Origin of the sequence: Leisingera sp. ANG-M1 (genome assembly GCF_000813745.1) — a bacterium.
Lineage (GTDB): Bacteria > Pseudomonadota > Alphaproteobacteria > Rhodobacterales > Rhodobacteraceae > Leisingera.
This window is the reverse complement of the sequence record NZ_JWLC01000001.1, coordinates 107,980-133,656: the sequence shown is the minus strand read 5'-3', so window position 1 is coordinate 133,656 and position 25,677 is coordinate 107,980. Positions and strand designations below refer to the sequence as shown.

The 25,677-nt window shown below is 61.7% G+C and carries 30 protein-coding genes; 16 read left to right on the top strand and 14 right to left on the bottom strand.

Annotated features, from left to right (window positions below):
* Positions 1–9 precede the first annotated feature (9 nt).
* From RA19_RS00720 to RA19_RS00705, 4 genes are all read left to right on the top strand, one after another.
* Positions 10–1,389 (top strand): MATE family efflux transporter, encoded by a 1,380-nt coding sequence (locus tag RA19_RS00720; protein WP_039158612.1) that lies wholly within the window; start codon positions 10–12, stop codon positions 1,387–1,389.
* 85 nt (positions 1,390–1,474) lie between these two features.
* Entirely contained in the window at positions 1,475–1,918 is a 444-nt protein-coding gene (locus RA19_RS00715; protein WP_039158691.1) for a nucleoside deaminase, read from the top strand.
* 140 nt (positions 1,919–2,058) lie between these two features.
* Positions 2,059–3,042 carry an NAD(P)H-binding protein gene (locus RA19_RS00710; RefSeq protein WP_039158610.1) on the top strand — a complete coding sequence of 328 codons (984 nt, stop codon included), beginning with the start codon at positions 2,059–2,061 and terminating at the stop codon, positions 3,040–3,042.
* Between the two features lie 218 nt (positions 3,043–3,260).
* Positions 3,261–3,980, top strand: coding sequence for a hypothetical protein (locus tag RA19_RS00705; protein ID WP_152615650.1), 720 nt, complete (start codon positions 3,261–3,263; stop codon positions 3,978–3,980).
* 5 nt (positions 3,981–3,985) lie between these two features.
* On the opposite strand, the gene RA19_RS00700 is transcribed toward RA19_RS00705, so the two are convergent.
* Together RA19_RS00700 and RA19_RS00695 are read right to left on the bottom strand one after the other, a co-directional pair.
* Positions 3,986–4,399 (bottom strand): hypothetical protein, encoded by a 414-nt coding sequence (locus RA19_RS00700; RefSeq protein ID WP_039158608.1) that lies wholly within the window; start codon positions 4,397–4,399, stop codon positions 3,986–3,988.
* Between the two features lie 14 nt (positions 4,400–4,413).
* Complete coding sequence (locus RA19_RS00695; protein ID WP_039158607.1) at positions 4,414–5,616, bottom strand: pyridoxal phosphate-dependent aminotransferase; 1,203 nt, start codon at positions 5,614–5,616, stop codon at positions 4,414–4,416.
* A 96-nt stretch (positions 5,617–5,712) separates the two neighbouring features.
* Between RA19_RS00695 and RA19_RS00690 the strand changes: the two genes are divergently transcribed.
* The 3 genes from RA19_RS00690 to RA19_RS00680 all read left to right on the top strand — a co-directional run bounded on the left by RA19_RS00690 (position 5,713) and on the right by RA19_RS00680 (position 6,954).
* Positions 5,713–6,126 carry a helix-turn-helix domain-containing protein gene (locus RA19_RS00690; RefSeq protein ID WP_039158606.1) on the top strand — a complete coding sequence of 138 codons (414 nt, stop codon included), beginning with the start codon at positions 5,713–5,715 and terminating at the stop codon, positions 6,124–6,126.
* Positions 6,123–6,380, top strand: a complete 258-nt coding sequence (locus tag RA19_RS00685; RefSeq protein ID WP_039158604.1) for a succinate dehydrogenase assembly factor 2 — start codon at positions 6,123–6,125, stop codon at positions 6,378–6,380. Before RA19_RS00690 ends, RA19_RS00685 begins: the two co-directional genes overlap by 4 nt.
* A gap of 76 nt (positions 6,381–6,456) precedes the next feature.
* Positions 6,457–6,954: a MarR family winged helix-turn-helix transcriptional regulator gene (locus RA19_RS00680; protein ID WP_193748205.1), complete on the top strand. Its 498-nt coding sequence runs from the start codon at positions 6,457–6,459 to the stop codon at positions 6,952–6,954.
* Between the two features lie 452 nt (positions 6,955–7,406).
* Here RA19_RS00680 and RA19_RS00675 read toward each other — a convergent pair whose 3' ends face one another.
* The 3 genes from RA19_RS00675 to RA19_RS00665 form a co-directional block, all read right to left on the bottom strand.
* Positions 7,407–7,835 carry a lactoylglutathione lyase gene (locus RA19_RS00675; RefSeq protein WP_039158599.1) on the bottom strand — a complete coding sequence of 143 codons (429 nt, stop codon included), beginning with the start codon at positions 7,833–7,835 and terminating at the stop codon, positions 7,407–7,409.
* Between the two features lie 75 nt (positions 7,836–7,910).
* The gene (locus tag RA19_RS00670; protein WP_039158597.1) at positions 7,911–9,341 is read right to left on the bottom strand and encodes a surface lipoprotein assembly modifier; all 1,431 of its coding nucleotides are present in this window, start codon (positions 9,339–9,341) and stop codon (positions 7,911–7,913) included.
* Between the two features lie 3 nt (positions 9,342–9,344).
* Positions 9,345–10,265: a hypothetical protein gene (locus RA19_RS00665; RefSeq protein ID WP_039158595.1), complete on the bottom strand. Its 921-nt coding sequence runs from the start codon at positions 10,263–10,265 to the stop codon at positions 9,345–9,347.
* A gap of 248 nt (positions 10,266–10,513) precedes the next feature.
* On the opposite strand from RA19_RS00665, the gene RA19_RS00660 reads away from it, so the two are divergent.
* Positions 10,514–11,347, top strand: a complete 834-nt coding sequence (locus RA19_RS00660) for a thymidylate synthase (RefSeq protein WP_039158593.1) — start codon at positions 10,514–10,516, stop codon at positions 11,345–11,347.
* A 17-nt stretch (positions 11,348–11,364) separates the two neighbouring features.
* Positions 11,365–11,844, top strand: coding sequence for a dihydrofolate reductase (locus RA19_RS00655; protein ID WP_039158591.1), 480 nt, complete (start codon positions 11,365–11,367; stop codon positions 11,842–11,844).
* 58 nt (positions 11,845–11,902) lie between these two features.
* Here RA19_RS00655 and RA19_RS00650 read toward each other — a convergent pair whose 3' ends face one another.
* The gene (locus RA19_RS00650) at positions 11,903–12,109 is read right to left on the bottom strand and encodes a cold-shock protein (protein WP_039158589.1); all 207 of its coding nucleotides are present in this window, start codon (positions 12,107–12,109) and stop codon (positions 11,903–11,905) included.
* A 190-nt stretch (positions 12,110–12,299) separates the two neighbouring features.
* Here RA19_RS00650 and RA19_RS00645 point away from each other — a divergent pair, with 190 nt between their 5' ends.
* Positions 12,300–12,617 (top strand): ArsC/Spx/MgsR family protein, encoded by a 318-nt coding sequence (locus tag RA19_RS00645; protein WP_039158587.1) that lies wholly within the window; start codon positions 12,300–12,302, stop codon positions 12,615–12,617.
* A 42-nt stretch (positions 12,618–12,659) separates the two neighbouring features.
* Entirely contained in the window at positions 12,660–13,028 is a 369-nt protein-coding gene (locus tag RA19_RS00640) for a hypothetical protein (RefSeq protein WP_039124731.1), read from the top strand.
* Positions 13,029–13,098: 70 nt separating this feature from the next.
* On the opposite strand, the gene RA19_RS00635 is transcribed toward RA19_RS00640, so the two are convergent.
* The 6 genes from RA19_RS00635 to RA19_RS00610 form a co-directional block, all read right to left on the bottom strand.
* Positions 13,099–13,635: a DoxX family protein gene (locus RA19_RS00635; RefSeq protein ID WP_039158585.1), complete on the bottom strand. Its 537-nt coding sequence runs from the start codon at positions 13,633–13,635 to the stop codon at positions 13,099–13,101.
* A gap of 4 nt (positions 13,636–13,639) precedes the next feature.
* A complete protein-coding gene (locus tag RA19_RS00630; protein ID WP_039158583.1) occupies positions 13,640–14,407 on the bottom strand; it encodes an HvfC/BufC N-terminal domain-containing protein in 768 nt (255 codons plus the stop codon).
* Positions 14,404–15,258, bottom strand: coding sequence for an MNIO family bufferin maturase (gene bufB / locus RA19_RS00625; protein ID WP_039158581.1), 855 nt, complete (start codon positions 15,256–15,258; stop codon positions 14,404–14,406). The genes RA19_RS00630 and bufB overlap by 4 nt, the downstream gene beginning before the upstream one ends.
* 69 nt (positions 15,259–15,327) lie before the next feature.
* A complete protein-coding gene (locus RA19_RS00620) occupies positions 15,328–15,633 on the bottom strand; it encodes a BufA1 family periplasmic bufferin-type metallophore (RefSeq protein ID WP_039158690.1) in 306 nt (101 codons plus the stop codon).
* A gap of 222 nt (positions 15,634–15,855) precedes the next feature.
* Positions 15,856–17,802, bottom strand: a complete 1,947-nt coding sequence (gene thrS / locus RA19_RS00615; RefSeq protein ID WP_039158579.1) for a threonine--tRNA ligase — start codon at positions 17,800–17,802, stop codon at positions 15,856–15,858.
* Between the two features lie 161 nt (positions 17,803–17,963).
* On the bottom strand, positions 17,964–18,962 hold the full coding sequence (locus RA19_RS00610) for an Lnb N-terminal periplasmic domain-containing protein (protein WP_039158577.1): 999 nt from the start codon (positions 18,960–18,962) through the stop codon (positions 17,964–17,966).
* Positions 18,963–19,106: 144 nt separating this feature from the next.
* Here RA19_RS00610 and RA19_RS00605 point away from each other — a divergent pair, with 144 nt between their 5' ends.
* From RA19_RS00605 to RA19_RS00595, 3 genes are all read left to right on the top strand, one after another.
* Entirely contained in the window at positions 19,107–19,856 is a 750-nt protein-coding gene (locus tag RA19_RS00605) for an alpha/beta hydrolase (protein WP_039158575.1), read from the top strand.
* A gap of 147 nt (positions 19,857–20,003) precedes the next feature.
* The gene (locus RA19_RS00600; RefSeq protein ID WP_039158574.1) at positions 20,004–20,429 is read left to right on the top strand and encodes a VOC family protein; all 426 of its coding nucleotides are present in this window, start codon (positions 20,004–20,006) and stop codon (positions 20,427–20,429) included.
* Between the two features lie 122 nt (positions 20,430–20,551).
* Complete coding sequence (locus RA19_RS00595) at positions 20,552–21,295, top strand: alpha/beta fold hydrolase (RefSeq protein WP_039158572.1); 744 nt, start codon at positions 20,552–20,554, stop codon at positions 21,293–21,295.
* A 2-nt stretch (positions 21,296–21,297) separates the two neighbouring features.
* Here the strand turns inward: RA19_RS00595 and RA19_RS00590 are convergent, their stop codons facing one another.
* Together RA19_RS00590 and phaZ are read right to left on the bottom strand one after the other, a co-directional pair.
* A complete protein-coding gene (locus RA19_RS00590) occupies positions 21,298–21,870 on the bottom strand; it encodes a DUF6151 family protein (protein ID WP_039158569.1) in 573 nt (190 codons plus the stop codon).
* Positions 21,871–21,874: 4 nt separating this feature from the next.
* Positions 21,875–23,152, bottom strand: a complete 1,278-nt coding sequence (gene phaZ, locus RA19_RS00585) for a polyhydroxyalkanoate depolymerase (protein ID WP_039158567.1) — start codon at positions 23,150–23,152, stop codon at positions 21,875–21,877.
* 133 nt (positions 23,153–23,285) lie between these two features.
* Here phaZ and RA19_RS00580 point away from each other — a divergent pair, with 133 nt between their 5' ends.
* Together RA19_RS00580 and RA19_RS00575 are read left to right on the top strand one after the other, a co-directional pair.
* Positions 23,286–25,088: a PHA/PHB synthase family protein gene (locus RA19_RS00580; protein ID WP_039158565.1), complete on the top strand. Its 1,803-nt coding sequence runs from the start codon at positions 23,286–23,288 to the stop codon at positions 25,086–25,088.
* A 133-nt stretch (positions 25,089–25,221) separates the two neighbouring features.
* Positions 25,222–25,665, top strand: coding sequence for a phasin family protein (locus tag RA19_RS00575; RefSeq protein ID WP_039158562.1), 444 nt, complete (start codon positions 25,222–25,224; stop codon positions 25,663–25,665).
* Positions 25,666–25,677: the final 12 nt, after the last annotated feature.

Here is a 25,677-nt window from a genome sequence, read left to right as displayed (position 1 = left end):
GCTGGCAGTATGAGTATGTTAGCGACCAAAGTTTCCGGGATGTCCGTCGGCGGCCATGCCCGTGCCATTGCCGTTCTGGGGCTGCCGCTGATCGGCGGCCATGTGGCGCAGTTTGCCATCGGCCTCACTGATACCGTCATGCTGGGCTGGTACGGGGTGGAGGAATTGGCAGCGGTGACGCTGGGCTCGACCTATTTCTTCTCGATCTTCCTCCTGGGTTCGGGCTTTGCCTTTGCGGTGATGCCGATGGTGGCCGCTGCTGCCGGAGCCGGGGAGGAACGGCAGATCCGCCGCTCGACCCGCATGGGGCTGTGGCTGTCGCTGCTTTATGGTGCGCTGGCGGTGCCCTTGCTGTGGTGGTCGGAGCCGATCCTGCTCATGCTGGGGCAGGAGGCTGCGGTGGCGCATGACGCGGCTGAGTATCTGAAGATTGCGGGCTGGGCGATTTTTCCGGCGCTTTTGTACATGGTGGCAAAGTCCTATCTGGCAGCGCTGGAGCATACCCAGGTGGTGCTGTGGATGTCGGTGCTGGCGGCGGTGCTGAATGCGCTGGTGAACTATGCGCTGATTTTCGGCAATTGGGGGGCGCCTGAGCTGGGGATCACCGGGGCGGCGATTGCCTCATTGGTGACCAATGGCGTGTCCTTTGGTCTGGTGCTGGCCTATGCGCTGAGGGTGCTGCCGGAGCATGAGTTGCTGAAGAACTTCCAGCGCCCCGACTGGGAGATGCTGGGCAAGGTGTTCCGCATGGGCGCGCCGATCGGGCTGACGACGCTGGCCGAAACCAGCCTGTTTGCGGCCTCGGCGATGATGATGGGCTGGCTGGGGACGGTGCCGCTGGCCGCCCACGGCATTGCGATCTCGCTGGCGGGGCTCACGTTCATGGTGCACCTGGGGCTGTCCAATGCGGCCACGGTGCGGGTGGGCAATGCCTTCGGCCGCCAGGACCGGGCGCATATGGCGCGCGGCGGCAAGGTGGTGACGGCGATGTCGCTGGCGGTCTCGGTGGTGGGGGTCACGTTGTTCCTGACCATCCCCGATCCGCTGATGTCGCTGTTCCTGGATCCCGGTGACCCGCGCAAGGCAGAGATCCTGCTGATCGGTGCAGGCCTGTTGGCGGCGGCGGCTCTGTTTCAGATGATGGACGGGATGCAGGCGATTGCGCTGGGGCTGTTGCGCGGAGTGCAGGACACCGGCGTGCCGATGGTGATTGCGGTGCTGAGCTATTGGGCCGTGGGCATTCCGGCATCTTACGTGATGGGTTTTGTGCTGGACTGGGGCGGCATTGGCGTTTGGGCCGGTCTGGTAGCCGGCCTGTCTGCCGCGGGTCTGTTCCTGATGCTGCGCTTCTGGCGGCGCTCGATCAAGATGGTTGGGCAGGCCGCCTGATCCGCGCGGGTTGACCGCCTGGCGGTCAGCGGGCAGGCTTTGCTGAAGAGTTTGTATTCATTCAGCCAAGAGGTGTCTCCCAATGATGACAGACGACGACAAGCGCCTGCTGCGGATTGCCTATGAGGAAGCCAAGGCGGGCTTTGACGAGGGCGGCTGCCCGATCGGCTCGGTGCTGGCGCGGGACGGCCAGGTGGTGGCGCAGGGGCGCAATCAACGGGTACAGAAGGGCGATCCGATTGCCCATGGCGAGATGGATGCGCTGCGCAAGGCCGGGCGGCAGAAAAGCTACCGGGATACGGTGCTTTATACCTCGCTGTCGCCCTGCATGATGTGCAGCGGCACTATTGTGCAATTCGGCATTCCGCGGGTGGTGATTGGCGATACGAAAAACTTTGGCGGCAACGAGGAGTTCTTGCGCTCCAAGGGCGTCGAGGTGGTGATTGCCGAGGACCCGGATTGCATCGCGCTGATGGAGCGCTTTATCCGCGAGAAACCTGAGCTGTGGGCGGAAGACATCGCTGAGTGAAGGCAAGTGCTGGCGAAACCGTTGCATTTTGCGTCGGGTTTCGGGGGTACTGGACGAGGGCGCCGCTGTAGGGTCCGCGCAGATTTGCAAATCATGCGCGGGCTGTTTTGGCGCGGCACGCGGCACCAGGAGGCTTTCCCATGTCCAAACCCGTTGTACTGATCACCTCGGCCACCGGCCGTATTGGCCGCGAGCTGGTGGCGCGTCTGGCAGAAGCTGGCGAGTTCACTGTGCGCGCCTGCTACTTCAGCGAGTCCAAAGTAGACATGCTGAAATCCCTGGGCGCCGATGAGGTGGTAAAGTTCGACCTGTCTGAACCCGCCACCTGGGAGGCGGCGCTGGACGGCGTCTCGGCGATCTACTCCGCCTCTCTGGATCCGATGCTGGAAGGGCATCTGAACTTCTGCAAGGCATTGGGTGCGCGCAAGGACCAGATCAAGCATGTTGTGCGTGTCAGCTGCATGGGCGCGGATACCAACACAGCCGACTACGATGCAGACACCCATGCCTCGCGCGCTGGCGCCGGCATTCCGCTGATGCTGCAGCATTACTGGTGGGGCGAGAAGGCGCTGATCGACGCAGGCCTGAACGTGACCGCGCTGCGCAACAACTTCTTCATGAACCACCTGCTGAAGACCGACTGCGAAACCATTGAAAACGAGGGCTGGTTCTCGAACCCGCTGGGCGATATGCGCAACTCTTTCGTGGCGACCCGCGACATTGCCGAAGCTGCAGCCGTCGTGCTGAGCGAAGGTGCGGAGCGTCATGGCAACAAGTTCTATGACATCACCGGCCCGGCGCCGCAGTCGATGGCAGAGATTGCCGCCGACCTGGGCCGCGCCATGGGCAAGGAGATCGAATACCGCGCTCAGTCCATGGAACAGTTCGAAGCCGATTTCGGCGCCACTCGCGCCGAGTTCTTCGAGTATCTGACCAATGGTTTCTACACCCGCTGCAGCCCGGATTTCTACAACATCACCGGCCACAAGCCGACCTCCTACTATGACTACCTGACCACCAAGGGGGCCAGCGGTGAGACCGGGCTGGAGGAGCTGTGGCAGGGCAACCTGTGGAAGAAGGGCGTCGACGCGATGAAGGATGCGGCAGGCGCCAAGGCATCGTGATCAAAGCAGGCGGGGCGGCAGGTGCACTGGCCGCCCCGCCGACGGAAGGGCGGCCCGGGCTGACGAAACGGTGAACAGAGACCTCCGGTGCTTGGCTCTAACCTGCAGGGGACTGTTTCAGACCGCTGCGGGAGGGGAGGCCCGTGACAGCATGGGCACTGAATTTTCTGACATCATTTATGCGGGCCGGTGCAGTGCTAGCCCTTGCGGCGCTTTGCATGCCTGCGGCGGGTCAGGCGGCTGACAGTGAAGAACAGCCGCAGCAGGCAGGGCTGATGTGGAACCGCACCGGGCTGCCAGCGGTGTTTCCGCTGCAGGTGAAATCGCCCAAGGGGGCGGATTACTTTCTGACGCTGCAGGATCATGGGTCCGGTGAGGACGCGCTGGCGGCCTATATCGAGGGCGGCGCCTTTTTCAAAGTGCTGGTGCCGCCGGGGCGCTTTGTCCTGCGTTTTGCCAGCGGTACCAAGTGGCAGGGGGAAGAGGCGCTGTTCGGCGCCGGAACGCAGTATTTCGAGATGCCGGAGCCCTTGGAATTCGCCGTCCGCGGGCTAGGGGGCAAGGCGGGCCATATCGTGACCCTGCGGCAGCCGCGTCCTGGACGCAGCTGGCTGGCCGGACTGAAGGAACAATCTATCTGCCAGACCGCCCGCCTGAAGGTGCCGGATCCTGCGCTGCTGGATCCGCAGCCCGGCCGCCGCCTGTTTGAGCTGGGCCTGGAGGCGCAAGAAAAAGCGCAGCTGCGCATCAGGCAGCAGGAGACAGGGCGCCTCAGGCAGCGGGATCTTGAGCGGACGGGTGAGGCAAGCAGCCTGCACGCGCGGTCTGTCCCGGAGCCGCCAGTTCCGTACCAGGCATTGAAAACGCAAGAAATGGTTGAGCCTTTGCCGCGGCAGAGCTTCCGGTCCTACAGGGTGCGCTCGCGGTTCTGCGGTTGAATGGGCTACTGGCCCTCGCGCGCCTGGATCAGCCGGTCGGCCTTTTTGCGTACAAGCACGCTGCGCAGGTCGTGCATCGCCAGCAGGAGCGCGTCTGTGACCTCTTCCAGCTGCGCATCCGTGGCGCGGCTGTTGGCCCAATGAGTTGTCAGGTTCAGATGATCAATGGCGCGGTGGATGTCGTCGACATCGCGGGCCGCCAAGGTGGCGGCGCGGGTTTCCATCCAGGATTTGATCTCCGCAATGTCCTGCTCGGACAGCGCGCGCTGGCCATGCGGTTTGATCTCGCCGTTGCGGATGTTCACAACGGCGATCTGATCCATCTCGATCCGCCGCTGGCGGTTCTCGGTATCGACACGGAAGACAAAAGCGCCGTTCTCACGGACGCGGAAGTAGTACTCCGGCAGTTCGGCGCTCATTACCTGTCTCCTGTTTATGTCAGCGCGGCGCAGAACTTCTGGATGCGGCTGCAGGCCGTCTCCAGCGCCTCGTCCGAGGTAGCGTAGCTGACGCGGAAGTTGGGCGACAGACCGAAGGCTGCGCCAAAGACCACGGCAACGTCGGCCTCTTCCAGAAGGGCGGTGGCGAAATCCTCGTCTGTTTCGATCACCTTGCCCGCGGGCGTGGTCTTGCCGATCAGCCCGGAGATCGACGGGTAGACGTAGAAGGCGCCTTCCGGCACTGGGCAGGAGATGCCGTCAATCTCGTTCAGCATGGAGACCACCAGGTTGCGGCGGCGCACGAATTTCTCGTTGTTGGGTGCCAGGAAGTCCTGGGTGCCGTTCAGTGCCTCAACCGCGGCCCATTGGCTGACCGAGCAGGGGTTGGAAGTGGACTGCGACTGCACCTTGCGCATGGCGCCGATTAGTTTTTCCGGGCCTGCGGCGTAGCCGATGCGCCAGCCGGTCATCGCATAGGCTTTGGACACACCGTTGCAGGTGAGGGTGCGGTCATAAAGCTGCGGCTCCACTTGCGCCGGGGTGCAGAATTCGAACCCGTCATAGGCGAGGTGCTCGTACATGTCGTCGGTCATCACCCAGACATGCGGGTGGCGCAGCAGCACGTCGGTCAGCGCCTTCAGCTCCTCCCAGCTGTAGCCCGCGCCGGTCGGGTTGGAGGGCGAGTTGAAGATGAACCATTTGGTTTTCGGGGTAATCGCGGCTTCCAGCTGGTCGGCGGTCAGCTTGAAATTGGTCTGGATCGAGGTTTCGGCAATCACCGGCGTGCCGCCTGCGAGCAGCACCATATCCGGATAGGAGACCCAATAGGGCGCGGGGATCACCACCTCGTCGCCTTCGTTCAGGGTTGCCATCAGCGCGTTATAGAGCGTCTGCTTGCCGCCGGTGCCGACCGAAACCTGTGCGGGTGTATAGTCGAGCCCGTGGTCGCGCTTCATCTTGGCGCAAACCGCCTGTTTCAGCTCCGGAATACCGTCGGGGGCAGTGTATTTTGTCTTGCCCGCGGCGATGGCGGTGACGGCCGCGTCCTTAATGTTCTGCGGCGTGTCAAAGTCCGGCTCACCGGCGGAAAGACCGATGACGTCGCGTCCCGCGGCCTTCAGTTCGGCCGCCTTTGCGGTCATGGCAATGGTCGGCGACGGTTTGACGCGGCTGAGGGTGTCCGACAGGAAAGACATATGGCTGGCCCTGGTTTGTATGTTCTGCGGAACTGTCATAGGGTGCCGCCAGACAGCGATCAAGCTGCATTGGCAACAGTATAAGGAGAACTGACGATGGAAGCGCAGGAGACTGACTGGTACGGCCCGGATGCAGCAACTTTCGGCGACCGTGTGGCTGCCGCGCGGGAGGCCGCGGGCATGACCCAGGCGCAGCTGGCGCGGCGTCTGGGGATCAAGAAGGCGACGCTGATGGCCTGGGAGCAGGACCTGTCGGAGCCGCGGGCCAACAAGCTGACGATGATGGCGGGCGTTTTGAACGTGTCGATGTCCTGGCTCTTGACCGGCGAAGGCGAAGGCATGTCGGAACCGGCCTCGGGCGACGTGGATCTGGGCGATTTTGCCGGCATTTTGAAGGAAATGCGCGAATTGCGCGGCGAGATGCGCACCAATGCGGAACGCGCCGCCCGGCTGGAAAAGAAATTGCGCAACCTGCTGCAGCAGGCCGAAGTCAGCGGAGCAGAGGCATGAGCGAGAGCCGCGAAGTCCGGCTGAAGCGGCTGCAGATGCGGTCCATGCGCCGGGGAATCAAGGAGATGGACATTCTCCTGTCGGGCTTTGCGGCGGCCAATCTGGCGCAGATGGACGACACCCGGCTGGATCTGTACGATGCGCTGCTGCACGAGAATGATCAGGATTTGTATCAATGGGTTACCGGCCAGGCGGCACCGGCGGAACGGTTCCGCGCCCTGATTGCCGACATAGCGCAAACCTACCAAAAATAATAAAATCCCGGCTTAACTGATTTTTCGGGAATTGTTGGCATCTTGCCTCAGGAGCAAATTCGAGTCGGAGATGCGAATGAGTATGGAAATGCCAATCGGCCAGACAGACCGCAAAGGGTTTATGACTGGCTATCTGGAGGCGCTGGCACTGGTCGAGCGGCTCCATCGTCTGCTGCTGGACGTCATCAAGGACGAGTTCGAACGCGTTGGCGTGCTGGAAATCAACGCGGTTCAAGCGCTCTTGCTGTTCAATATCGGCGATAATGAGGTGACCGCCGGGGAATTGAAGACCCGCGGCTATTACCAGGGCAGCAATGTCAGCTACAACCTGAAGAAGCTGGTCGAGATGGGCTATATGCACCACCAGCGCTGCGAGATCGACCGCCGCTCGGTGCGGGTCCGCCTGACCCAGCGCGGCCGCGAAATCCGCGACATCGTGTCGGCCCTGTTCGCCCGCCATGCGGAGGGACTGGAAGGCAAGAACGTGATTTCGTCCGAAGGGATCGAGGATATCACCGCCTCGCTGAAGCGTGTTGAACGCTATTGGTCGGATCAGATCCGCTACATTTACTGACACGCCGGTTGGGGAAGAGTTCCCAGCAGGCAACAGGCCGCGCAGGCCGGGGAAACACCGGCAGGCCGCAGGCAGGGCATGAGGGGAAACCGTGCTCTGAACGTATTGAAGGGTAAAGCGCCGGGACCCGGATCAGGGGCCATGGCAGATGGTTGCAGAAGCGGCCGCCCTTATTACCTGGTTCGAAGGTTGCAGGAAACCATGCGCGGTTCAGGAAACCGCACGGAACGGGCAGCACCTGAAGGGGCGCTGCGCCGGGTTTTCTGCGTGGGGCAAAGATGCGGGCTGAGATGATGGCCCGGCAGGAATTTGCCTTCAGGGCCAATGGCTGCCCGGTCCGCCGGATGTAAGTGGGCCGTTTAGGGGGCAGCCGGATCAGGGGCAGGCTGGCGCCGCGTTTGCGGCGCCCAGGGCTTTTCGGAGACGTCTTAGCCGAAGCTCAGCTGCGGCACTTACCAGTGGCCGGTGTTCTCCATGCTGGCCCAGGGCTCTGCCGGTGCCAGCGGCTCGCCGTTTTGCAGGAGTTCGATTGACACATTATCCGGCGAGCGCACAAAAGCCATGCGCCCGTCCCTCGGCGGGCGGTTGATGGTGACGCCATTGTCCATCAGGTGCTGGCAGGCGGCATAGATGTCATCCACGCCGTAAGCGAGATGGCCGAAGTGGCGGCTGTCGCTGGGCAGCCCCTCGTCGCCGTCCCAGTTCCAGGTCAGCTCCAGCGGCGTTTCCTCCTGGCCCGGCGGCGCCATGAACACCAGAGAGAAGCGGCCCGCCTCATAATCCCAGCGGCGGGTCTGCTTGAGGCCCAGAAGCTCATAGAAAGCCATGGATTTCTCCAGGTCTTTTACCCGGACCATGGTGTGCAGGTAGGTGAGGGGCATGGCAGTCTCCTGTCTGTGTTCGCAGGGACTTTAGCGGGGCAGGGCGTGAAGGCCAGCAAAAGCGCAGGTGTGCTCTCAGAATTTTGATTCAATGCCAAGGGAGACGGAGAATTCGGTGCCGGCATACAGGCTTAGGTTTGACATCCGTTTTCCGGCTCTGACCCGCATCATAGGAGCAAAGCCGGCATAGTCATAATCCTCAAAAAATAGATTCAGATCAGCATAAAGGGATTGGTCCTGGCGGCCTTTTGGCAGCAGAGCCCCCTCGATAGGGTTGAGGAAAGCAGAATATTCCGACTGCCCCAAAATCAATCCGCTGCTGACTTTGGCCGGGCCAAAGGGTTTTTCGAAGTCATAGCCGATACGGAAGGTCGCCGTCTTATACGTAGTGTTCACGAACTTTGACCTGTTGTCCCGCAGGCCCAGGGTGAAATTGAGCACATTGCCGCCAAACAATGTGCGGCTAAAGGATGCGCCGAGGCTATAAACATTTGCGTCATAGCCGGCGCTGCGCGGGTTGAGCCGGTCTTCGGCGCTGCCAAAAATGGATATCCGATTGGACTGGGAAAGCTGCCAGCTGCGGCTGGCAGAGGATTTTATCAGGTCATAGCTTTTTTCTCCGCCATACCATGATGTCGCTGCTGTTAGGGCCAGGCGGGCCGAGCCGCCGGAGCCTGGCGCGCCAGTAGCAAAGGCGTGGCTGAGCGAGAGTTCCGCGTAAGTTGAAGCAAAATCGGAATTGCGGGGCATGGGCAAGCCCGGACGGGCGGCCACAATTGCCGCGGCCTCGCTCTTGGCGCTGGGAGAAAGCGCAACCCGCTGGAGGTGGAGCCGCCCGCTGAGGCGTGTTTCGCTTGTACTGCTTTGCCTGAGGCGCCGGCCGAGGCTGGTGTCGATCGTTGATACTAGGCCGGACAGCGCAATTGAGCGGGGGTTAAGCAAGGAGCCGGTTTCCGGCACGCCGTCAATGATTGAGATTGAGGTATCAGATCCGTTGTTCACATTGCTGGAGGGCTTAACCCCGCCGCTGAGCCGGAACGCCCAGGGGTTGATGCGCCGCAAAGTCTCGTAGTCTTTGGCGATCAGCTTCTCAGCCTTGTCATCCGGCGCATAGATGGCGGTTCTGCGCAGCCAGTATTGCGACAGTGTCGGGCTGCCGCCCTGAAATGCCAGGCGGGAGGCAAGCTGCGCCATCTGGTATTTTGACCCATCATCTTGTGCAAAGCGAAAGGCGCGGGCTGCGGATTTTCGGCCTTGGCCAGGGTTGCCGGTTTGGGCGTGGGCTGCCGCTTGAAGATGCCAAGCGGAGTGATTTTTGCGATCTGCTTGCAGCAAAGCGTTTGTGATCCGCAACGCCAGCTGCGGGTTGCCGGAGTTCAGCGCATGCGCAGCCATAACCTGCCCCTGCTGGAGGGACAGATGCAGTTGCTGCCTGGCTGGTTCCTGTGCGTGAGGCTGGGCCGTTGCCAGGCCCAGCAACAAGAGTGCCGCTGCGGCCTTGCGCATGAGTTACGGATCGGGTTGGCTGCAGACCGGGTCAGGGCTGGCGCCGTCGCAAGAGCCGAGCACGAAAATGCCGAATTCCTCGATTGGAGGCGTGTTGCCGGAGAAAGCCTCGATATGGTTTTCAGCATGAACGGAGCCGGCTACCGAGGCTGCATCCGCTCCCGAGAACACGCCGCCGTATTCACCGACATTGGCGTTGTCTGCTACTACACTCCCGGTGAAAGAGCCGTCAGAAGCAATTGTGGTGTTTGTGAGTGTCAGGTCCTCAACTGCAACAGCCGGCATGTCGGTTATTTGCCGGTTGTAGATCCGGCCTTTGACTTCGCCGTCGCCAGTGAAGTCAGCGTTGAGAAAGGCGTCGCCGGTGATCTCGGCAGCCTGGCCTGGCAAAATAGAAGGATCAGTACCGGGGGTGGGTGTGAGCAAGTCACCTGAATCGCCGTCGATGTTCAGCAAACCGACATAAGTGCCGGCATAACTGACAATGCCGCCGGGAGTGGAGGTGTCTGGAGCGGAATAGCTGCCGTCGCGCCCATAGGTTGTGCCGCCTTGAAAAGTTCCGAACTGGCCGCCGGTCATAACAACCGCAGCATACCCGCCTTCGGCCTGACGCACATAGGCTGTGGAATGCTCGGTGAGCGCGTTATCTTGAACTGTATAAGCTTCGTAGCCGTTCCGGTCGAGCGCGGGCTTGCGAATATAGGTCGCGGTGAAAGGGGTTTCATCCAGGCCTACACCGGTAACGGTCAGTGTCTGGTCGGTAGCATTGTAGCTCACGCTGTCAACATCACCCGCTAGGGCTTCTGGAATCGTCGCTGACGTGCCCGTATCCGGGTCGGTGGGGTCTGGTGTTGCAAAGGGATTGCCCCCGCCGCACGCGGACAGCGCGGACGCCGCCGCGAGCCCTAGCCAATAGCGCCTCATCTGCCTGTACCTCAATATGTTTTATCGTTTTGCGCTACCTTCGGCCGGAGGGGCGCTATTGTCAATTGAACTGAAAGCATTTGGGCGCAACCGTGGCGGATGCGCTACCTGCATGTAGTTTGCGGTGGTGCAGGTGTTGGCACATGTAGTATTCTGGTGCGGTGTGAAGGCGATATTTGCGCTTGGCGCCCGGCGGTGCAGCGGGTATGCCAGAGCGTGAAAATCCGGTGCAGGACAGGGGAGACTCCATGCAGCAGTATCTGGATCAGCTACAGTATATTCTGGATCATGGCGAGCCTTCGGGCGACCGGACCGGCACTGGAACGCTCAGCTGTTTCGGGATGCAGGCGCGCTATTGCCTGGCCGATGGCTTTCCGCTGGTGACTACCAAGAAGCTGCATCTGCGCTCGATTATCCACGAGCTGCTGTGGTTCCTGTCGGGCGATACCAATATTCGCTACCTGAAGGAGAACGGCGTCTCGATCTGGGACGAGTGGGCGGATGAAAATGGGGATCTGGGGCCGGTTTACGGGCATCAGTGGCGCAGATTCCCGCGGCTTGAGCTGGCAGAAGGCACCACCGGGGATGAGCCGCTGTACCGCGCCGGTTCCGTTGATCAGATCGCGGATCTGGTGGACATGATCCGCAAGAGCCCGGACAGCCGCCGCCTGCTGGTGTCGGCCTGGAACCCGGGGGATGTGCCGGACATGGCGCTGCCGCCGTGCCATACGCTGTGGCAGGTGCGGGTGGTGAACGGCAAGATGCATCTGCAGCTCTATCAGCGCTCGGCAGACATGTTCCTGGGCGTGCCGTTCAACATCGCGTCTTATTCGCTGCTGCTGGCGATGCTGGCGCATGTGACCGGCTATGAGGCGGGCGATTTTGTGCATACGATGGGGGATGCGCATATCTACTCGAACCATGTGGAACAGGTGAAGCTGCAGCTGTCGCGCGAACCGAAACCGCTGCCGCAATTGCGGATCAAGCGGCAGGTGAGCTCGATCTTCGATTTCAAATTCGAGGACTTCGAGATCCTCAACTACGATCCGGATCCGGTGATCAAGGCGCCGGTCGCGGTCTGATTCTAAAGGAAAAACCAATGATTACCCTGATCGCTGCGCGGGCGCGCAACGGTGCTATCGGCAAGGATAACGATATCCCCTGGCATGCGCCGGAGGACCTGAAGGCCTTTCAGCGCGAGACTTTGGGCGGGGCCATCATCATGGGCCGCAACACTTGGGACAGCCTGCCATTCAAGCCGCTGAAGAACCGGTTGAACCTGGTTGTGTCGTCAAATCCGCAGGCGGCGGAGACGGTGCTGCCGTCGATCGAGGCCGCGGTCGAAGAGGCCTATGCCCAGGGATACCGCCGTGTGTACGGGATCGGCGGGGAGGGGATCTACCGCGGGATGCTGGCAATGGCTGACCGGCTGCTGGTCACCGAAGTGGACCTGACCATTGAGGCTGCGGATGCGTTTTTTCCGGAGTTTCAAGCAGACGAATGGACGAGGGCCGGAGAGATGGTGCTTCGTGAAAACGATCCGGCCTGCGTCATGGTTGAATATCTGCGGCGGGCCTGACCGCGCCCGCAATAGCCTGCGCCCAGCAATCTTCCGGGCGCAGTGCTGACTTAATCAATCAAAGTTCCTTGAGGTCCGCCGCCATTTTGCGGCCATCACGGCCCTCGGTCAGCTCGTAGCCGATCTTCATATTGTCGGCGAGGCCGGTCATGCCTGACCGCTCCACCGCTGAAATGTGCACAAACACATCCTTGCCGCCTTCATCAGGTTCAATAAACCCATACCCTTTGGTGGTGTTAAACCACTTCACGGTGCCGCTTGGCATTTCCCGTGTCTCCTTCTACTTTACACTTTGCCTTGGGGAGCGCCCAGGGCATCCGGCCCGTCCCTTTGCAGTAGCGAGCAAGGCAAGACCAGACAACTTGGAGTTTTGCACGGGCTGGATGAAAATCAAGCAAAAGTGATGAATTCTACCATAAATTGTGTGAATTTCGTTACGACACTTTGGGGGTAGCATGAAAATCTACGGGCTAAAGAACTGTGACACCTGCCGTAAAGCTTTGAAAAGCATGGAAGGTTCTCTTATGGTCGATATCCGCACGGATGGGATGCCCGAGGGGCTTCTGGAGCAGGCGTATGCCCAATTTGGCAGCAAGCTGCTGAATACGCGCTCAACCACTTGGCGGGGGCTCAGCGAAGAGGAGCGCGGCGGGGAGCCGCTGGCTCTGCTGCGGGCGCATCCGGCGCTGATGAAACGGCCGCTGATCGAGCGGGACGGGGAATTATTCCTGGGGTGGGATCAGAACACGCGCGCGGCACTTGGCGTCTCGTAGCCTGCTGCCTAAGTCAGACCGGCAGATGACGGGAGACGCATGATGCGCAATGCAGCGCTTGTTCTGGGAATTATCGCCGGGATTTTCGGCATGGTGGTCGGGTTCTTCGGCTATGGCTACACCGCAGCGGTGGAACATTTCGGCGAGGTCGAAGGCCTGGCCGAACAGGTCGATAATGTGGGCCAGCTGAGGCTGCTGGCGGTTTTGTCGCCTCTGCTGGCGATTGCCGGCGGTGCGATGGCACGGGCGCGGGCCTTGTGGGGCGGCATTCTGCTGCTGGGTTCAGCCGCGGGGATGTATGCTGGCTTTGGCTTCAACGTCTTCACGGTGTTCCCGCTGAGCTTTGCTGCCCTGGCCGGGCTGCTGGCACTGGCCGCCGGCAAGCCGGATGAGCCCAAGGCGCATTTCTGATCCGCGCCTCAAGACATGAAAAAGGCGCCGCTGCCGGGGCAGGGCGCCTTTTGCGTTCGCAATGGAAAGATCAGGCTTCGGCCGGTGCTGCGACCTTGCGGACCAGGGCGTCAACCGACAGGGCGCCGGCGCCTTTGAAGACCAGAACCAGCAGCAGGAAGCTCCACATCACGCGCTGGTCGACCAGTTCGATGGCGTTGTTGAACAGGCTGCCCAGTTTCACGCCGTGGCCGGTGACGTCGACGATGGTCTGCACCCAGATGAAGCCGATGGTGCCAAGCGCGGCAAGGCGGGTCATCAGGCCGACAAGGATCAGCGCAGGCAGGACGTATTCGGCGACGGTGCCGGCAAAGATGACCAGGCGCTGGAAGATGTTCAGCTGGGTGACGTCATAGAGCACCGCCTCAGCCGCGTGGGGGAAGATCTGGCCGAAAGCGCCGGCCGAGGGCGAGAAGATCGAACCGTCAGTCTTCAATCCGGCGGAGTTCCAGTAATAGACCAGCAGGACGGCGGCAAACACCAGCCGTGCCAGGGTGGGGACGATGAAGTCCGACATCCGGTCGGCCTTGCCGATGAGGGAAGTGTACGTGGTGACAAGTGCGTGCATGGCCTTACCCTTTGCTGTCCAATGCAGTTATTGCGCCGCCCTGCAACAGCAGGGCCAGCGTGGCACCCAGGTCGAAGCTCTCGTCTTCGGCGGCGGCCTGTTCCAAGGCCTCGCCGATGGTGGCGCCCCCCATCAGGGCGCGGATCCAGACGGCGCCGGCGGGCGGCAGAACCTGGGGAATGGGGTCGAATTCGGGGCGGGTGATCAGCACGTCCTGTGCCTGGGGCTCAGGCTTGGGCGCGCCGTCTTCAGTGTTGTAGCGCCAGAGGCCGTGGATCGGCCAGGGCGAGCGCAGCACCTCTACTGCAGGCGCCAGCGCCAGGCGCGTGTTCATCAGTGCGTCCGGTGTCAGGGCGCCAAGCGCCTCGGGGGCAATCGGAGTGGCATCTGCGGCGTGGTAGGCGCGGCGCAAGGCGAGCTCCAGCCGGGCGGTGTCGCCGAGATAACCCAGGTGCTTGAGCTGCTCCATGCCTTCCAGGAACTTCGGGAAATGCTCGCCGTAGAACATCATCAAGGGCGAGGAGGGCGGGTGCTGGCGCAGGTAGATGCCGGCCAGCCCGTCCATGTTCTGCTTGCCCAAGAGTTTGGCAATTACCGGGAAGGCGCTGTGCATCGCTTCAGTGAGCGAGACGGCGACGTTATTGCGGTAGACGCTGAAGCGGCGGCCTGCGGGCTGGGCGTTTTGGTCTTGCAGGCCCTCCGGCGCCGGCTGGCCCGCATCCATCATCGCGCGGGTGAACTCTGCCTGGCTGACAGTGGCGGTGATGCTCATGCCGGGACGCGCTCCAGCGCGGTTGCGGCGCGGGCGGCCTCAGCTTCCAGAACCGGCCAATCAGGGACGTCGTTGTCCCATTCGATCAGCACCGGCTTGGGGCCGGATTGGGCCAATGTGTAGTCCAGGAGCGCCCAGACCGGGTCCACCACTTCGCGCCCGTGGCTGTCGATCAGCAGCGGGCGGCCGTGGTCGTCTTCATCCTCGTCATGGCCGCCGAGGTGGATCTCCCCCACCTTGTCCAGCGGGAAGGCGTCGATATAGCCCTGCGGCGAGAACTCCAGATTAGTGGCCGAGACAAAGACGTTGTTCACGTCCAAAAGCAGCCCGCAGCCGGTGCGGCGGGAGATTTCAGCCAGGAACTCAGGCTCGGACCAGGTGCTCTCGGCAAAGGCGAGGTAGCTGGAGGGGTTCTCCAGCAGCATCCGGCGTCCGATGGTGTCCTGCAGCTGGTCGATATGGGTGCAAATGCGCTGCAGGCTGGCATCCGTATAGGGCAGCGGCAGCAGGTCATTGTAGAAATGGCTGTCGTGGGTGGACCAGGCCAGATGCTCGGAGAAGCTGGCGGGGTTCAGCCAGGAAACCAGGTGCTTGAGCCGGGCCAGGTGGTCTGCGTCCAGCGGCCCTTCGCCGCCGATGGAGAGGCCGACTCCATGCACCGACATGGCAAAATTTTCGGAAAGATGGCGCAGCTGCGCGATTGGGCGGCCGCCGTCCCCCATGTAGTTTTCCGCGTGGATTTCCAGCCATTTGACGCTGCCCGCATCCTCGGTGATCTGGGCAAAATGCTGCGGCTTGTAGCCAACGCCGGGGGCGGCGGGCAGTTTGTCATGTGCAGCGGCGTCAAGCATGGCAGGTCCTGTGGTCAGGGTGCAAAAGGGGCGGGAATTCACACTCCCGCCCCGGTATTTTAGCGGCAATTATGCCGGCAGGTCACGCTCCAGCGGCTCCAGCGAGCCGTTGCGTGCGGAACCGTCTGCCTGTGCGGGCAGTTCCAGGCCTTCGCAGGTGCCTGCGTCAACCAGGGTCCAGGCGTTGCCCTGGTAGTCAACGGTCGAGGTGCCCGCGCAGGTGGTGCCGGGGCCCGCAGCACAGTCGTTCTGGCCAGCCAGCGACACGCCGTAGCACTTTTCTTTGGTGGCGGCGGCGGCGGGGATGGTGGATGCTGCGGTCAGAGCGGCGGCAACGGCACCAGCAACGGCCAGGGATTTTGCGGTGTTCGACATCTCGTAAAGTCCTTTCGGTTTTAGCATGCGGTGTCGTGATGACATGGAAACACTAACCTGAGGTTTTCAGGAGGTTAAGTCACGAGGCCGTGTCTCACAGCTGCGTCAGCAGGGGTTGCGCAGAACTTTGGGTTAAGATGTTGTTTTTATGTGTTTTACTGGCGCTGCAAGCAAAAACGGCCCCCGATTGGGAGCCGTTTGTGTTGCAAATGGTGCGAAATGTTACAGAAGGTCCGGCGGGGTGGCTTCAAGGGCCAGCGCCTTTGTAACATTTTCCAGGCTCTCAACCTTGGTCTGCTTTTCGCCGAGGCGGCGGACCGAGACGGTGCGCTCCTCTACCTCGCGGTGGCCGACGGCGAGGATGACCGGAACCTTGCCCACCGAGTGCTCGCGGACCTTGTAGTTGATCTTCTCGTTGCGGATGTCGGCCTCGGCGCGGACGCCGGCCTTTTGCAGCTCGGCGACGACTTCCTGCACATAGCCGTCCGCGTCCGAGGTGATCGAGGCGACCACCACCTGGCGCGGCGCCAGCCAGAACGGCAGCTTGCCTGCGTGCTCTTCGATCAGGATGCCGATGAAGCGTTCAAACGAACCCAGGGTGGCGCGATGCAGCATCACCGGACGGTGTTTGTTGCCGTCGGCGCCGATAAAGCTCGCCTCCAGCCGTTCCGGCAGGTTGGGGTCAACCTGCAGGGTGCCGCACTGCCAGGTCCGGCCGATGGCGTCGGTCAGGGTGAACTCGAGCTTTGGCCCGTAGAAAGCGCCTTCGCCTTCAAGCAGTTCATAGTCATAGCCGGCCGCCTTGCAGGCATCGCCAAGCGCCTTTTCCACCAGATCCCAGCTTTCGTCGCTGCCGATACGCTTTTCGGGGCGGGTCGAGAGCTTGATGGTCCAGTTGTGGAAGCCGAGGTCGGCATAGACCTTGGACAGGAAGGCGATGAATTTTGCGGTCTCGGATTCGATCTGATCCTCGGCGCAGAAGATATGGCCGTCATCCTGGGTAAAGCCGCGCACCCGCATGATGCCGTGCAGCGCGCCCGAGGGCTCGTAGCGGGCGCAGGAGCCGAATTCGGCCATGCGCAGCGGCAGGTCGCGGTAGGATTTGAGGCCCTGGTTGAACACCTGCACGTGGCAGGGGCAGTTCATCGGCTTCAGCGCGTTGATTGCCTTTTCGCGGGCATGATCCTCGTCCACTTCGACGATGAACATGTTCTCCTGGTATTTGTCCCAGTGGCCCGAGGCCTCCCACAGCTTGCGGTCGACGACCTGCGGGGTGTTCACTTCGACATAGCCGTCACGCTCCTGCATGCGGCGCATGTAGTCCTGCAGGGTGGTGTAAATCTTCCAGCCGTTGGGATGCCAGAACACCTGGCCAGGCGCCTCTTCCTGCATGTGGTAGAGGTTCATTTCCTTGCCCAGCTTGCGGTGGTCGCGCTTGGCGGCCTCCTCCAGCATGGTCAGGTGGGCCTTCAGCTTTTCTTTGCCGGTGAAGGCAACGCCGTAGATGCGCTGCAGCATGGCGCGGTCGCTGTCGCCGCGCCAGTAGGCGCCGGCAATGGACATCAGCTTGAAGGCATCGCCCGGCAGCTGGCCGGTGTGCTGCAGGTGCGGGCCGCGGCAAAGGTCCTGCCAGTCGCCGTGCCAGTACATCCGCAGCGGCTCATCGCCGGGGATGCTTTCGATCAGTTCGACCTTATAGGGTTCATTATTGTCGGTGTAATGCTGGATCGCGCGGCCGCGCTCCCAGACTTCGGTCCGGACCTCATCACGCTTGTTGATGATTTCCTTCATCTTTTTCTCGATGGTGCCGAGATCTTCGGGGGTGAAGGGCTCTGCGCGGTCGAAGTCGTAGTACCAGCCGTTTTCGATCACCGGGCCGATGGTGACCTTGGTGTCGGGCCAGATTTCCTGCACCGCACGGGCCATGACATGGGCCAGGTCGTGGCGGATCAGCTCATTTGCCTGAGCCTCGTCCTTCATGGTGTGGATAGCGATAGTGGCATCCGCATCGATCGGCCACTGCAGGTCCCAATGCTGATCGTTGACGGTGGCGGAGATGGCCTTCTTGGCCAGCGAGGTGGAAATGCTGGAGGCCACCTGCGCAGGGGTTACGCCTGCGTCAAAGGATCGTGCATTGCCATCGGGAAAGGTGAGAGAGATTTCGGCCATCTAAAGGCTCTCCTCGTCGGTTTGGCGCCCACTGAACGCCCGGTTGCGGGTTATGTCGTCCGGCTGATTTCGCAGTTGCAGCGGCAGCTGTCAAGCGGGCGAGGGGCCGGCCCCTCGCGCTCCCCGGGATATTTTAGGCCAGAAGAATGAAGGCGCCTGACTCAGGGGGCGGGGACGCCGTCGCGGATCACGGCGGAGAAATCCGCGGTGACGCCATGGGCCTGGGCAATCGGGGTGATGCTGCCAAGCGCGCGCAGCTCTTCGATGCTGCGGGACTGGTCCAGAACGCCTTGCTCCCAGGCGTAGTCCGGCAGGTAGCCATTAGCCACGACCCGCCAGTCCAGCGGCACGTCGTCGGCAAAGCTGCGGATCAGGTCCATCACTACGGTGGTGCAGTTGGTGGTCAGCGAGTTGTACCATTGCGGCCGGGCGGCAAGGCTGTTGGCGGCCTCAGCATACTGCAGCAGCAGGGCGCGGGCGCTGTCAGGGCTGACACCGATGCGGAACAGCTGCACGTTCTCGCCGCGGGCATTGGTGCGGGTGCCGATCAGGTCGCGCTCGTCTGCAGCGATGATCGACAGCGTGTTGGATTTGAACAGATCGGCTATGGCGGAAAAGCCGCCGCCGCGTTTGCGGCGGACTTCGACGGACCAGGCGATCTGGTCTCCGCCTTCAAACCCGAAGCTGACGATCATATGCGCCATCTGCGGTCCGGCCCAGTAGGACATGAACAGATCAACTGTCCGGAGCCGGGTCAGGTCGTAGCTGCGGATCTCCCAGCTTTCCTCGAAATCCTCGGGAGTCCGCCAGGAGAAATTGCGCACATCGGTCAGAGTAAGGATGTCGCCGTCAAGCTGGCCGGTCACTTGACGGGCAACGTCGGGCGACCAGTCGCCATTGGCGGGCGGCGCGAGTGTGGACCACCACAAAATCACCGCGGCCAGCGCCAGGGTGAAGGTGGTGAGCCCGCGCAGGGCGCGGCGGCGGAACAGGCCTGCGATGACGATCAGGCCAAGCAGGGCAAAACCCGCGGCCAGGGCGGTGCGCGGCAGAGGCTCGAACGGCAGCCGGTTCCAAAGCGCCAGCGCCGCCCAGGCGGTGGCCAGCGCCACCGCAACGGCGACGGCGGCAAGTATTATGCCTTTGAGAAGTTTGAACATGCCCCGCGGTCCTTGCGAAATTCCGGTGACCATAAGGAAGCAGGCCGGTCGCTGGCAAGGGGGCGCTGGCAAGGGGGAGCGCTGCCGCTTGCGGGGCAGGCGCTGCCGTGCCACATCTTGGGAAAAGGACAGGAGACCAAAGACATGCCCGCCACATCTTACCTGGAAACTGCACAAGGCCGCCGCATCGCCTATCACAAGAGCGACGGGCAGGGGCCGTGCGTGGTGTTCCTGGGCGGGCTGAAGTCCGACATGGAGGGCACCAAGGCGGTGCATCTGGAGGCCTGGGCCAAGGCGCGCGGCCAGGCGTTTCTGCGGTTTGACTACTCCGGCCATGGCGAGAGCTCGGAGGCGTTTGAGGACGGCTGCATCGGCGATTGGCACGAGGACACGCTGGAAGCGGTCGACAAGCTGACCGAAGGCGGAATCGTGCCGGTGGGCTCTTCCATGGGCGGCTGGCAGGCGCTGCTGCTGGCGCGCGCGCGGCCGCAGCGGATCAAGGGAATGGTGACCATCGCCGCGGCGCCGGATTTCACCGAGGATGGCTGGTGGGCGCATTTTTCGGAGGCACAGAAGGCGGAACTGGAGGCGCAAGGCTATGTAGAGCTGCCCAGTGACTATATGGAGCCCTATTACGTCTCCAAGCGGATGGTTGAGGACGGGCGCAGGAACCTGGTGCTGCGGTCTGCCCTGGATTTGCCGTTCAAAGTGCGCTGCCTGCAAGGAACTGCGGATACCGCGGTGACAACTGAGACGGCGCTGCGGCTGCTGGAGCACGCATCCTGCCCGGATATGCGGCTGAACCTGGTCAAGGATGCGGATCACCGCTTTTCGGATGAGGCCTGCCTTACGATGATTGAAGACGCTGTTCAGGATGTGCTGGGCGCGGGCTGAGGCCTGTCTCAGCCGCCGGAGGTGCTCTTCTGCAGAGAGCGCTGCGGAATAATGTGTTCCTGTATTGTTCCTGGTGGGGCAAGCAGCTAGCCTGGCCCCGTCCGGCAGGGACGTCCTGCCAAGGTTTTGCAACAAGGAATTGATCTGATGGAACAAAGGGTGAGCCTGATTACACTGGGCGTGCCGGATATGGAAAGGGCCGCCGCCTTTTACGAGGCTTTGGGCTGGCAGCGGGCGGAGAGCCCGGACGGGGTGATTGCCTTTGATCTGATCTCGCAAACGCTGGGGCTCTATCCGCTGGCGGCGCTGGCGGCGGAGATCGGTGTGCCAGAGCGCGGCCTTGGCACTGGTGCGATGACGCTGAGCCATAACACCCGCACAAAGGAAGACGTCGCGGAACTGCTGGCGGCAGCCGAGGCGGCCGGTGCCGAAGTGCTGAAGCCTGCGCAGGATGTGTTCTGGGGCGGCCATCACGGCTATTTCCGCAGCCCGGACGGGCATATTTGGGAAATCGCCTTCAATCCGTTTTCCAAGCTGGCGGCGGACGGGGCGTTCCGCTGGAACGGGCACTAGGCGTGGCACTGCGGCGGCAGCGGGCTTGCAAATCTGCGCTGCCGTGAGGTTTTTCTTGATCCCGGAGGGGGTTCTCCGCACTGTGAAATCAAGGGTGGAAGGCAAAACCGCGAGGGCAGGACATGCCTTATGACCAGCAACCGTGCCGCGAACCTTTGGTTCTGCTGCCGGGCATGATGTGCGACGGCCGGATTTTTGAAGCTCAGATCAGGACATTTTCCGGCAGCATGCCGGTAATGGTGCTGCCGCTGGCGGGCGGCGACACCGTGGAGAAGATCGCTGCCCGGATGCTGAGCCATCTGCCGCCGCGGTTCTCGCTGGCGGGGCTGTCGATGGGCGGCATTCTGGCGATGGAACTGGTGCGCCGGGCACCGGAACGGATCAGCCGCCTGTGTATCATTGGCGCAAGCCCTTTGGCGGAGACACCGGAGAAGGCGGCGGACCGGGAGCCGCAGATTATCGCTGCGCGCACCGGGCGGCTGGAGGATGTGCTGCGCGAGTCGCTGCCGATGGAGTGCCTTGCGCCGGGGCCATCGCGGCTGGAGGTGCATAACCTGTTCTGCCACATGGGAATGGAACTGGGGCCGGAGCTGTATGTGGCACAGTCACGGGCGCTGCAGCGGCGCCCAGATCAGCAGGCAACGATGCGGCGGGTGCATGTGCCCACGCTGGTGCTGGGCGGAGCGCATGACACGCTGGTGCCGCCTGCCAGGCACGAGTTGCTGGCGCAGCTGATCCCGGACGCCAAGGTGGAAATTCTGCCTGACGCCGGGCATTTCCCGGTTCTGGAGGACCCGGATTCGGTCAACCGTGCACTGCTGCACTGGCTGGCGGTCCCCGCTCCGGCGTCTGAAGCGGTGTCTTGAAATCAGAAATAGAGCTTTGAGCGCTGTTCTTTTCCGAGCACTTCGGGCTCGGAAACCGGTTTGCCGCTGTCTGTGTCAAAGAACGGCGTCTCTTTCCAGCGGCTGGACAGGCGGCCCGTGATCATCCGGCTGATAATGCCCCAGGCCATGACACCGCCGCCTTTGGTGCGGGACTGTTTGCCCGGCGCCGGGATGAAGGCCTTGGCGCGGATCTTGCCGAGCGCATCCTTGTCTTCGAACAGGTCGGAGCGCATTCCGGCAAAGGGCAAGCCGGGTTTGGCCAGAGTGTTGGCAAAGGGCGTGCCGCAGCAGGAGGCATACCAGCGCAGAGGGCCGCGCGGGCCGAGGCGGATGGCCTGCAGGTGCCCGGCGCCCTGGGTGATGGTGATGCTGTCCGGCGACAGCTGGAACAGGTCTACCGGATCCGGCGCCGGATCCGGCTGGCCGTGGTACAGCTCATTGGCGCGGCAGTCGGGGCAGTAGCACACCACGCGGGTGCCGCCCTTGACGCCTTCTGCGGAAACTTCACCGCACAAGGCCCCGCAATTGCAGGAAAACTTCTGCGCCTCGGACACTGGGTCAGGCCGCGGTGTTCTTGTTCGCGGGTTTGCGGCGGGCCGGTTGCTTGCGGCTGTTGGCGTTCATGAAGTCAATCACCAGCGGCCGGATGTTGTTGCGCCAGCTGCGGCCTGCGAAGATGCCGTAATGGCCGGCGTCCGGCTCCACATGGCTGGCTTTCTTGCTTTCCGGCAGACCGGTGCAGAGGTCCAGCGCGGCAATACATTGACCAGGGGCGGAGATGTCGTCCTTGGCGCCTTCGACGGTTTTCACCGCCACATCGGTGATCTTGGAGAAATCCACCTTGTGGCCCTTCACGACGAAGTCGTTGCGGGCAATCTCGCGGTTCTTGAAGATGCGCTCGACCGTCGATAGGTAGAATTCGGCGGTCATGTCCATCACCGCCAGGTATTCGTCGTAGAAACGGTTGTGGGCGTCGTGGTCCGAGGCCTCGCCCTTGGAGACACGCTGGATCTGGTCGACAAAAGCCTTGGTGTGGCGCTCTCCGTTCATCGACATGAAGGAGGCGAGCTGCAGCAGGCCCGGATAGACCTTGCGGCCGACGCCTTTGTATTTGAAGCCGACCTGCTGGATCATGGTTTCTTCGAGCTGGCCCATGGTGACGCGGCGGCCAAAGTCGGTGACTTCGGTCGGGGTGGCGTCCGGGTCCACCGGGCCGCCGATCAGGGTCAGCGAGGAGGGCTGCGCCTTGGGGTCGCGCTCGGCCAGATAGGCGGTGGCGGCAAGGGTCAGCGGCACCGGCTGGCAGACTGCGATCACATGGGTGTCGGGACCCAGTTCGCGCATGAAGTCGACGAGGTAGAGGGTATAATCCTCGACATCGAATTTTCCTGCAGAAACAGGGATATCGCGGGCGTTGTGCCAGTCCGTCACATAGACTTCACAATTTCTGATCAGACTTTGCACGGTGGAGCGCAGGAGGGTGGCGTAATGGCCGGACATCGGGGCAACCAGCAGCACCTTGCGGGGCTGTTCCTCGCGTCCGCTGACCTTGAAATGGATGAGGTCGCCAAAGGGGCGCTCCATCACATTGGTGATTTCAACCACGTGGTCCTTGCCGTCTTCGCAGGTGAAGGAGGGGATGCCCCAATCGGGCTTGACTACCATGCGCTGGTAGGTGCGTTCCGTCACTTCGCCCCAGGCCGCCATCCAGCTGAGGGCAGGGTTTGGCAATGCCGAAAAGACCGGATAAGATGCCATGGAAAGGGCCGTTGCCCCCAGCCATTGGTTGGTGTTCCGGACGGTCTCCATCAGATCGTAGGTCATCATGTACCGCATGCCTGCCTCCTTCGCGCTCCCAACCGGCGTAACGTCACCGGCAAATCCGGACTATCGGACCAATCGTCGCTTTGCCCTTAATTTTGCAGAACGTTATTCTGCATAGCAGAAAGCCTATGAGGGATTCCTTTCTATGACAACAAGTGAAGAATTATCCGCTTCGGCAAACCCTGAGAGTATTGAAAAGCTTAAGGAAAACATGGGCCGGGTGGAGCAGTTGAGTAAACGCCTGGCGGATGTATTGTCCCAGAAGGTCCCGCATAACCCGGCGCTGGACGGCCCGAATCAAGAACTTTATGCGCGTGCAGCAACGGCCTATTGGGCGGAGGCAATGCAAAATCCCGCCAAGCTGCTGGAGCACCAGCTGGAGTACTGGAGCAAGTCGGTTCTGAATTTCGCCGAAGCGCAGAAAGCCTTTGCTGGACAGATGGAACCTATGGATGACGGCGGGCCCAAGGACCGCCGTTTTTCAAATCCGCTGTGGGAGACCAGCCCGTATTTTCATTACGTGAAGCAGCAGTACCTGACCAATGCCGATGCGATCCGCAAGGCGGTGCAGGATGCCGGCGAGATGGAAGGCAAGGACAAGCAGCGGCTGACCTATTTTGCCGACCAGATCATCGAGATGATGTCGCCGACCAATTTCCTGCCGACCAACCCGGATGCGCTGGAGAAGGCGGTGAAGACTGAAGGCCAGTCGCTGATCGACGGGCTGGAGAACCTGGTCACCGATCTGGAAGCCAACAATGGCGAGCTGGTGGTGCGGCTGGCGGATGAGAGCGCGTTTGAGCTGGGCAGCAATATTGCGACCACGCGGGGCGATGTGGTGTTCCGCAACCGGATGATGGAGCTGATCCAGTACAAGCCGGCCACGGAAACCGTGCATGAAACGCCGATCGTGCTGTTTCCGCCATGGATCAACAAGTTCTACATCCTCGACCTGAAGGCGCAGAACAGCCTGATCAAATGGGTGACCGAGCAGGGCTATACTCTGTTTGTGGTCTCTTGGGTCAATGCCGATGCCAGCCATGCAGAAGTGGGCATGGAGGATTACATCCAGGAAGGCTTCCTGACCGCGATTGAGACCGTCAAGGAGATCTGCAAGGTCAAACAGGTCAACGCGGTGGGCTATTGCATTGCTGGCACCACGCTGAGCCTGACCCTGTCTCTGCTGAAACAGCGCGGCGACAAATCGGTGAAATCGGCAACTTTCTTTACCACGCTCACCGATTTCGGCGACCAGGGCGAGTTCACTCCGTTCCTGCAGAACGACTTTGTCGACGGGATCGAGGCGCAGGTGGAAGAGGAGGGGCTGCTGCGCTCCTGGGTGATTGCGCGGACGATGTCCTTCCTGCGCTCCAAGGACCTGATCTATGGCCCCGCCGTCAAAAGCTATATGATGGGCGAGACGCCGCCGGCGTTTGATCTGCTTTACTGGAACGGCGACGGTGCAAACCTGCCGGGCCGGATGGCGGTGCAGTATCTGCGCGGCCTCTGCCAGAATAATGAGTTTGTCGGCGATGGCTTTGAGCTGATGGGCCACACGCTGCATGTGCGCGATGTGGATGTGCCGCTGATGGCGATCACCTGCGAGACCGATCACATTGCCCGCTGGAAGGACTGCTATGCCGGCGTGCAGAAGATGGGCTCGCGCAGCAAGAGCTTTATTGTGTCGGAGTCCGGCCATATTGCGGGCATCGTCAACCCGCCCAGCAAGAAGAAATACGGCCATTACACGAATACTGATCTTAAGGGCGATAGCACCGCCTGGATGGAGCAGGCGGAGTTCCACGAGGGCTCCTGGTGGCCGCGCTGGCAGGAGTGGCTGAAGAAGCGTTCGGGCAAGCAGGTTCCCGCCCGCGAGGTCGGGGATTCGGGCTATCCCTCTTTGGCTCCAGCGCCGGGCACCTATGTAAGGGTCAAGGCAAACCGTTGATTTTGCGGGTTTTGCGGAATTTTTCTGCACTGCAGCAAGAAAAAACTTGAAATGCTGCGGTGCAGAAACGATATTCACCTCATGCTGAAGAGCGCAGGATGGTCCTGCCGCAGCTTTCTGAGGAATTAGAACTATGGCAAAGACCCAAGACTTCACCGCGATGATGAAAGACTTCATGGGCGCCTTCCCGGTTGACACCAAAGCCATGGAAGACGCGTTCAAGACCACCGCTGCCCTGAACGAAAAGCTGTCCGCTGTTGCTCTGGACGCTGCTGAGAAATCCGCTGAGATCTCCAGCAAGTGGACCAAAGAAACCCTGGCCAAGCTGGGCACCGTGTCCAAGGTCCAGGAAGATCCGGCAGACTATGCCAAAGCGGCAACCGATTTCGCTTCCGCTTCTGCTGAAGTGGCTGCCGAAAACCTGGCTGCCTTTGCTGAAGTTGCCAAGAAGGTCCAGATGGACACCGTGGAACTGATGATGGCTGCCGGCAAGGAAGCCTCGGAAGAAGCCACCGCCGCTGTGAAGAAGGCCACCGCTGACGTGACCACCGCCGCCAAGAAAGCGGCTGCGAAGTAAGAACGTCCACGG